Raw genomic sequence first — 6,857 nt, forward strand, 5'->3', positions numbered from 1 at the left:
CTGCGGGCCGGGCGAGCTGCGGGTCGGGCCGGGCTCAGCCGGGCCGGCCGGCCCCCGCCCGGAAGCGTCCCAGCGAAAAGACGGCGAACCCCGCGACGGGCATGCGTTTGATCCAGTCCGGCTCGGAAGCCCCGCCGCGGAACTCCGCGAACGCGTACAACTTGTCCTTCCCGGTCTTGTCGTTCTCTCGCCGGTAGGAGACGCCCCGGTGAACGAGGGAGAGGACGGGGACGTCCCGGTACAGCACGACGGGGGCGGCCGATATTTCGCGGGACTCCTGTCGGTACGCCTCAATCCGTTCCTGACCGGCGAAGGTGTGCCGGACGGACTTCCGGCGGGCCGCCCCGGCCAACGGGGAGGCCGTCACCCAGTCGGGGATGCGACCGGTCCAGACGATGAGGACGTCGTTCGCGACCTCGGGGCGCTGCTCCGGGTAGCACAACCCCTCCTCGGCGAAGATCAGCTTCTTCGACCGTTTCGCTTCGCCCAGCCAGACGGCGTACGACCCGGGCCGGGCCCACGCCTCCGGGACGGCGACATCGCCGAGGGATCGCCCGGCGTACCCGGACGGCTCCCCCGGGAGAAAGACGTCGAACAGCGGCAGGACGCCCGAGACGATCGCGGTCTCGACGGGCCAGCCCCCCGAGCGGTCGAGCGCAGGCCAAGGTGACGCCCCGCTCTCCTCATGCCGCCCGCTCGGCGGGCCGGGCTCCGCGAACGGCGTCGGCTCGCCCGGCTCCCGTCCCGCGAGCAGCAACGCGTTCACGTCGACGCCCGCAGCGGCCAACGCCTGAAGCAACGGCGCCCCGGGCAGTTGCTCCCCGGCGAGAACCCGCTGGAGCGTGACCCGCGGGATGCCGAGCGCCTTCGAAGCCCGCAGCTGCGACCCGAACCGCTTGTCGACGAGGGCGCGGAACGCCGCCGCGACCTCCTCCGTCGACGGGGCAGTCGCGGCAAGCTGCGGGGAATTCGGCGATCGACGGTCTTTCCGGTGGGTCATAGGAGCTGTCTGCGTGGCGGGAAAACGACTCTAGCATGCCCATGCCCGTTATCGGGAAGTGTGTGCTGTCGTGTTTCTCAGGTGTAAAATGTTGCCGACGGTTGTGACAGTCGGGAACTGTGCGCAAAATGTCCCCGGGTGAGACGTGTTGCCGACGATGTGAGCGGCGCCGGGCGTCCGGCGTCGTAGCGGCGTTCGCGACTCGCCCGAACGGCCGAACTCACGGCCGTCGAGGAGAACCTATCGGCGGCCTCCCAGGACGGGCGGGTCGGACGCCTGCGGTCAGGACGCCCGGGCCGATAGACGATCGCGCGTGCGCGATCCCAGGAGAACGTTTCCCGTTCCATTTCACCCGTTCCATTCACCCGCGGACAGTCCCGGGGGCGAGAAGCAGCGATCAAACAACCTTCGCCCCCGGAACCCACGACGACGCCCAGCCGAAGCCGCGCGTCACGCACTCCCGAGCGTACTCTCGGGAGCGGCGGGCGCACAGCGGCGGCTCGGGTCCGACTTCTGTCTGCTCAACGCCGATCGGATCAAACCGATGCCGAAGACAACCTCGCTGGCCGCCGGCCTGCTCACCACGAAGCAGACCGCGGCCCTGATCGGATCGACCGCGCAGCACGTCCGGGACCTCGTCCACGGCGGGGCCCTGACGGCGATCGACATCGCCATGCCCGGCGCGAAACGCCCCCGCTACCGGTTCCACGAGGCGGAGGTCGACCGGTTCCTGAAGCTCCGCACGACCGAACCCCCGGCCAAGCCGACCCGCCGGCGGACGTCCCTCCTCCCGGGCGTCAAAGAGTATTTCTGAACGAGCGTTTTTGTTCGAGGTGACTGGACGCTGCGGTCTGCGCCCCCCCCCCGACCCTACGTCAGCTCCACCACTTGCCGTCAGCATCGGTCGACGGCAGGTGTGGAAACGCCTCGCCCCCGGCTCGGCGGCGACAGCGTCGAACGGTCGCCCAAGTCCAAGTTCGATTTCCGATACGTATCGGAAGAACAGGATGCTCCGGCGGAGGCCGGCCATGAGCGCGCGTCGCCCACCACGTCGGCGTGATGCCTGAGATCCGCTGTTGCGACACGCTCGACGACTCCGCGTCGCCGGTCTCGTGAGCTTTCCCCCGACCCCGATCAAACAGGTCCCGCGGCAGAGATGTCCGACCCTCATTTCCAAACGCTGTCGACCCGTCCCCCCGGCTTGGAAGGGCTCAGGGAGTCCGACGACGAGTGTCTATGGCCGCCTTACCCGTTGCCGCCGACGCTCGAGTTGGCCGACCGTCTCCGCGCGGTTTCCGGTTACGACCACGTGCCGTTCGGGGTCATCCGCGAGTTCAAGTCGCGGGCGATCACCGCGAGCGTCCTGATTCGTTATCGAAACCGGGTACGGAACGACGCCTTCCCGAGCGTGGATCTGATCGCGAGGGAGATGTCCTGCGACCGTCGTACCGTGCAACGCCACCTCCGGGCGCTTTCCCAGCTCGACGGAGGCCTGATCCGAGAGACGGGGGCGAGGGGGCAGAAGTCGACAGTCTACGAGTTCACTGAACGAGCCCTGGAGCTCAACGGGATCGACACCACACGCCGGAGGCAGGGGCGGGACGGCTACGGCGTGCTGCCGCGGTGGGTACATCGATACAAGGTGCTTCCGTTGACCAAGCTGCTCTACGCGTACCTCCTGAGTCGCGCCCTCGTGCTCCGTAGTCAGTGGGTGGATCGCGCTCGGAACTACGAAGAGATGGAAGTCCCGTTGCACTTGGAGCCGTACCCGACGCTCGACCGCGCCAAGATGATCGATCGGCTCGGGATCGACCGAAAGACGATCGACAACGGCCTAGAGCGACTCGTCAGGGGGAGGTGGATCGGGGTTCTTCCGCCCGAGTCGTATTACGAGTACCAGTTCGTCATCGGGCCGGGGCCGGATCTCGACGGTCTTCCCTCGCGGGCGTCTCGCCCGACGTCGTCCCGGCGAGGTCGTCCCAGCCCCCGGCTTGCGGGCTTGGCGGCGCGCTCATGCGGCTTCGATCCGGGCGCCAAGGCTCGATAAATCCGTCCGCGGGGGCGGGAATCCTGGCGCGGCGGAAAGAATCGTGTCCGCAGAGTCTGGGAAAAGCGCCGCCCAAACTTAAGAAGGATTAACTTGATATTACTAACTGTAAAGGGACGTAGACACGCCGACGTGCGGGGCAGTCGACGTGCGGCCGACCGACTCGGTTTCAAGGACGCCTCTGTCCGCGTTGACACCGAGTGAGGGCTCAGTAAAGCGGAGGCTTTTCGCGTCACTGTGGGGTGAGGCCGGCGACGCCGTCGGCCGCTTCTTCGCACCCCGCACCGGAGCCGCCCCGTGCCCCGATTCTCCCTCCCGCCGCGGCTGGCCGCCGCGGCGGGACGACTGCTGCTCGGCCTGCTGGCCGACCTCGCCGCGCTCGCCGCCGGGCGCCGCCCGCCGCCCCGCGACGACCGCTGACCGCTTCCCCATCCTCGACCCCGAACAGGAGACTTCCCCGTGAGTCACCTCGTGACCGTCGCCGCGAAGGCGACGGACCCCGCCGCCCTCGCGGCGGCTTGCACTCGATTGAAGCTGCCCCCGCCGCAGACCGAAACCGTCACCTTCTTCGACCGCTCGGTGCAGTCCGGCTTGGCGGTCCGCCCGCCCGGGTTCGTGTACCCGATCGTCTGCGACGTCGAGACCGGCGAACTGCACCATGACGTTTACGAGGGCCGCTGGGGCGACGAGTCCTTCGTCGGCCGTCTCCTCCAAGCGTACGCCCTTGAGAAGGCGAGACTTCAGGCCCGGGCCCGCGGCCACCGCGTCGCCGAGACGGCCCTGGCCGACGGGAGCGTGCGGCTGACCGTCACCGCCGGGCCTATGGGCTTCGGCGGCGCTCCGCAGTCCCTGACGACCGGGGAGGCCGCCTGAGATGTCCCCCCGCATCGAGATCACCGTCACCCCCGCCGGCGAGACCAGCATTCAGACGAAGGGCTTCGCCGGTCCGTCCTGCGAAGCGGCGTCGAAGCCGTACGAGGACGCCCTCGGCGTCGCCACCGCCAAGCGGCGAACGCCGGAGTACCACGCGGTCGCCCCGGTCGCCCAGACGGTCGAGCAGCAGGCCTGACGCCCGCGACCCGGCCGTCCGTTCTTTCTCATCCCCCACCCCACACGAAGGAGACGCCATGCCGCGTCGACCGCGGGGCCACGCCCCGCCCGAACCCGAAGACGAATCCACTCCCGCGACCTCTCCCACGGGACTGACCGAAAGGCTCGCGGAACTGATCGCCGCCGCCTTCCCCGGCGTGCTGGCGGTCAGCCCGGAGCCGGAGGAGGTCCTCCGCGACCTCGCCGGCCTCTGTCGCGAGCGGGGCTGGAACCTCGCCGCCTGGACCGCCGACGGCGGGCCGGACGGCCCGGCCGATCCGCTGGCCGCCGTGAAAGCCCTGCCGGCCTCCGGCGACGGCGAGACGCCGAGCCTGCTGGCGATGGTCCATGCTCACCGCTACTTCAACAGTCCCGAACTCCTCGCCGCGGTGCGGTCGGCATTGGCGGCGGGCAAGACCCGCCGCACGCACATGATCCTGATCCAGCCGACCGCGGACCTGCCGCCGGAGCTGGCCCGGGACTTTGTCGTCCTGGACTGCCCGCTGCCGTCCCGGGAGGAACTGGAAGCAGTCGCCCGCGGCGTGGCGACGGAGGAGGGGGAACTTCCCGATCCGATGACGCCCGTGCTGGACGCCGCAGCGGGGCTCACCCGGTCGGAGGCGGAGAACGCCTTCGCCCTCTCGCTGGTCCGGCACGGCCGGCTCGATCCCGAACCGCTGTGGGAACTGAAGGCGAAGCAGCTCTCGAGCGGCGGTCCGCTGACGCTCTCGCGCGGCGGTCCCGGCTTCGACGCCCTCGGCGGGATGTCCGCCCTGAAGACCTTCTGCCGCACGGCGCTGATGAACGGTTCGCCGGTCGCCGAGGCGAAGGGCGTGCTCTGCCTGGGGCCGGGCGGGGTGGGCAAGAGCTCCTTCGCCAAGGCCCTCGGGGCCGAGGTCGGCCGCCCGACGCTGACCCTCGACGTGGGCGCCCTGATGGGCGGGCTGGTCGGAGCCACGGAGGAAAACACCCGACGGGCGTTGGCGACGATCGAAGCCATGGACCCGGTGATCTGCTTCGTCGACGAGATCGAACGCGCTTTGGCCGGGACGTCCGGGAGTGCCCAAGACTCCGGGGTGTCGTCCCGGCTGCTGGGGACGTTGCTCTCCTGGCTGGCGGACCGGCCGGCGGGGGTATTCGTCGTCTGCACGTCCAACGACGCCAGCCGGCTGCCCCCGGAGCTGACCCGCAGCGGGCGGTTCGACGCGACGTTCTTCCTCGACCTGCCCGGCCCCGAACAGCGGGCGGGCATCTGGGAGACGTACCGCGAGCGCTACGGCGTCGCCGCCGGCGAATCCACGCCGGAGGACGCCGGCTGGACGGGCGCCGAGATCGAATCCTGCTGCCGGCTCTCGGCGCTGCTGGGCGTGAGCCTGGCCGCGGCCGCGACGTACGTGGTGCCGGTCTCCGTCTCCGCCGCGGAGCCGTTGGCGAAGTTGCGTCGCTGGGCGTCCGGGCGGTGCCTGGACGCCGAGGTCGGCGGCGTGTTCCGACCGGCCGACACAGCGAACTCCGACGGCCCCCGCCGCCGAACCGCCCGGTCCGCGAAGCAGAACTACGCGCTGAACTGACCGCCGGCCCCGCTCGGCCCGCCTCCCCGCACGCCACGCCCCGGCGCTCCGCCGGGGCGTTTTCATTTTCCGCTCACGAGATCTCAACCATGACTCTGCTGATCAGTCCCCCGCGACGCGGGCGGACGCTGAATGACGACCCCGATCTGCCCGACGCCGAGACGGACCACGGCGCCGCGGAGGTCACGATCCTCGACGAGGACCGGGTTCACGGCGAACGAAGCCCCGCCGATCGTCTGCGATCGGACGCCGCCGCCGTGCGATTGCACGTTTCGTGGCCGGGGCTGCGGCGCACCCTCTCCGCCGAGCAGAAGGACGAGGCGGCGTCCCCCTTCGACGCCGAGAGCGGCTCGCTCTCGGCGAGCAAGAAACTCCTCGATACGAAGCACCCGGCCCTCCGGGCCGCGGCGAAGGTCCGGCACGCCGCGGTGTCCCAATGGAAGAGCGCCAGCCTGCCGTACCCGGAGCCCGGCGTCCGTCTGCTGCCCCGCACCGACCTGCCGGCGTTCGAGCGGCGGATGGGCGAATTGCAGGCGGAACTGGCCGACGCCGCGGCCGAGGTGGACCGCTGCCGGGACGAACTGGTGAGCCGGGCAAGACGCCGACTCGGCGATCTGTTCGACCCCGCGGACTACCCGCCGAGTCTGGCGCCGCTGTTCGGCCTGTCGTGGGATCTGCCCGCGGTCGAACCGCCGGACTACCTGCGGCGTCTCTCGCCCCGCCTGTACCGGCAGGAGTGCGACCGCGTCCGGCAGCGGTTCGAACAGGCCGTGGAACTGGCGGAGTCCGCCTTCGCCCAGGAATTGGCCCAGTTGGTCGAACACCTGCGCGAACGCCTCACCGGCGGCGAGAACGGCGGTCCCAGAGTGTTCCGGGACTCGGCCGTGGAGAACCTCACGGAGTTCTTCACGCGGTTCCGCCGGCTGAGCGTCGGCGGGAACGAAGAACTGAACGCGGTGGTCGCTGAAGCCGAGGGCCTGATGCGGGGCGTCGACCCCGCGGACCTGCGGGCCTCGACAGGCGTCGGTTGGTTGCAGGAGCGCGTGCGGGAGGGGCTGGCCGGCGTGGCCGCGGCCCTCGACCCGCTCGTCGCCGACGCCCCCCGCCGCCGCGTGCTGCGGAGCCCGCGATGAGCGGGGCCGTGCAGGAG

At 70.5% G+C, this 6,857-nt stretch carries 8 protein-coding genes; 7 read left to right on the forward strand and 1 reads right to left on the reverse strand.

From position 1 onward, the window contains the following. Positions 1 to 34: 34 nt before the first annotated feature. Positions 35 to 1,000 carry a hypothetical protein gene (locus LzC2_RS19120; RefSeq protein ID WP_171189633.1) on the reverse strand — a complete coding sequence of 322 codons (966 nt, stop codon included), beginning with the start codon at positions 998 to 1,000 and terminating at the stop codon, positions 35 to 37. Between the two features lie 544 nt (positions 1,001 to 1,544). Between LzC2_RS19120 and LzC2_RS19125 the strand changes: the two genes are divergently transcribed. The 7 genes from LzC2_RS19125 to LzC2_RS19150 all read left to right on the forward strand — a co-directional run bounded on the left by LzC2_RS19125 (position 1,545) and on the right by LzC2_RS19150 (position 6,840). Further along, complete coding sequence (locus LzC2_RS19125; RefSeq protein ID WP_171189634.1) at positions 1,545 to 1,814, forward strand: helix-turn-helix domain-containing protein; 270 nt, start codon at positions 1,545 to 1,547, stop codon at positions 1,812 to 1,814. Positions 1,815 to 2,156: 342 nt separating this feature from the next. Continuing rightward, on the forward strand, positions 2,157 to 3,047 hold the full coding sequence (locus tag LzC2_RS19130; protein WP_206678804.1) for a helix-turn-helix domain-containing protein: 891 nt from the start codon (positions 2,157 to 2,159) through the stop codon (positions 3,045 to 3,047). A 297-nt stretch (positions 3,048 to 3,344) separates the two neighbouring features. Continuing rightward, positions 3,345 to 3,467, forward strand: coding sequence for a hypothetical protein (locus tag LzC2_RS22650; RefSeq protein ID WP_261345297.1), 123 nt, complete (start codon positions 3,345 to 3,347; stop codon positions 3,465 to 3,467). Between the two features lie 39 nt (positions 3,468 to 3,506). After that, entirely contained in the window at positions 3,507 to 3,920 is a 414-nt protein-coding gene (locus LzC2_RS19135; protein ID WP_174977620.1) for a DUF1257 domain-containing protein, read from the forward strand. 1 nt (position 3,921) lies between these two features. Beyond that, a complete protein-coding gene (locus LzC2_RS19140; RefSeq protein ID WP_171189636.1) occupies positions 3,922 to 4,116 on the forward strand; it encodes a DUF2997 domain-containing protein in 195 nt (64 codons plus the stop codon). Between the two features lie 58 nt (positions 4,117 to 4,174). After that, complete coding sequence (locus LzC2_RS19145; protein ID WP_171189637.1) at positions 4,175 to 5,707, forward strand: AAA family ATPase; 1,533 nt, start codon at positions 4,175 to 4,177, stop codon at positions 5,705 to 5,707. A gap of 89 nt (positions 5,708 to 5,796) precedes the next feature. Continuing rightward, on the forward strand, positions 5,797 to 6,840 hold the full coding sequence (locus tag LzC2_RS19150) for a hypothetical protein (RefSeq protein WP_206678805.1): 1,044 nt from the start codon (positions 5,797 to 5,799) through the stop codon (positions 6,838 to 6,840). Positions 6,841 to 6,857 lie beyond the last annotated feature (17 nt).

The organism is Alienimonas chondri (genome assembly GCF_013036045.1).
Classification (GTDB): domain Bacteria; phylum Planctomycetota; class Planctomycetia; order Planctomycetales; family Planctomycetaceae; genus Alienimonas; species Alienimonas chondri.

What these genes read in the sequence shown, in the direction of transcription:
- LzC2_RS19150 (WP_206678805.1), top strand. Translation starts at nt 5,797, where the DNA reads ATGACTCTGCTGATCAGTCCCCCGCGACGCGGGCGGACGCTGAATGAC.
- LzC2_RS19130 (WP_206678804.1), top strand. Translation starts at nt 2,157, where the DNA reads ATGTCCGACCCTCATTTCCAAACGCTGTCGACCCGTCCCCCCGGCTTG.
- LzC2_RS19145 (WP_171189637.1), top strand. Translation starts at nt 4,175, where the DNA reads ATGCCGCGTCGACCGCGGGGCCACGCCCCGCCCGAACCCGAAGACGAA.
- LzC2_RS19120 (WP_171189633.1), bottom strand. Translation starts at nt 1,000, where the DNA reads ATGACCCACCGGAAAGACCGTCGATCGCCGAATTCCCCGCAGCTTGCC.
- LzC2_RS19140 (WP_171189636.1), top strand. Translation starts at nt 3,922, where the DNA reads ATGTCCCCCCGCATCGAGATCACCGTCACCCCCGCCGGCGAGACCAGC.
- LzC2_RS19125 (WP_171189634.1), top strand. Translation starts at nt 1,545, where the DNA reads ATGCCGAAGACAACCTCGCTGGCCGCCGGCCTGCTCACCACGAAGCAG.